At 65.7% G+C, this 545-nt stretch carries 1 protein-coding gene and 1 pseudogene; both read right to left on the bottom strand.

What is annotated here, in order from left to right:
- A pseudogene (gene rplC, locus G3I78_RS52570) lies at positions 1–159 on the bottom strand (50S ribosomal protein L3); the annotation flags it as partial.
- 14 nt (positions 160–173) lie between these two features.
- On the bottom strand, positions 174–482 hold the full coding sequence (rpsJ, locus tag G3I78_RS47380) for a 30S ribosomal protein S10 (protein WP_012867945.1): 309 nt from the start codon (positions 480–482) through the stop codon (positions 174–176).
- Between the last annotated feature and the right edge of the window lie 63 nt (positions 483–545).

Raw genomic sequence — 545 nt, 5'->3', positions numbered from 1 at the left:
GTCGGCGTCGGCCGTGCGCACCTGCGTCACGACGTTCGTCCCGACGGCGACGACGGTCACGGGCACGAGGCGACCGGCCTCGTCCCAGAGCTGCGTCATCCCGAGCTTCGTGCCGAGCACCGCGGTGACCGGGCGCGCGTTCTGCTGGGGAATAGTCATGATGTCCTCCAGCCTCAGAGCTTGATCTCGATGTTCACGTCCGCAGGCAGGTCGAGACGCATGAGCGAGTCAACGGCCTTCGGCGTGGGATCGATGATGTCGATCAGCCGCTTGTGCGTGCGCATCTCGAAGTGCTCGCGGCTGTCCTTGTACTTGTGAGGCGACCGGATGACGCAGAAGACGTTCTTCTCCGTCGGCAGCGGCACCGGACCCACGACCGTTGCACCAGCGCGCGTCACCGTGTCGACGATCTTGCGCGCCGAGCTGTCGATGACCTCGTGGTCGTAGGACTTGAGCCGGATGCGGATCTTCTGTCCCGCCATGGCGTCGTCTGACTCTCTCTCTCGAACCGCTAGCTGTCCGACCCCCGCGCTCGGGCGTGTCGC

This window comes from Streptomyces sp. SID13726 (assembly GCF_010548375.1).
GTDB lineage: Bacteria > Actinomycetota > Actinomycetes > Streptomycetales > Streptomycetaceae > Streptomyces.
Note: the sequence above shows the minus strand (reverse complement) of the source record. Positions and strands in the feature narration are given on the sequence as shown.

Bases quoted from the DNA above. Each gene is read 5' to 3' on its own strand.
- rpsJ (WP_012867945.1), bottom strand. From the start codon at position 482: ATGGCGGGACAGAAGATCCGCATCCGGCTCAAGTCCTACGACCACGAG.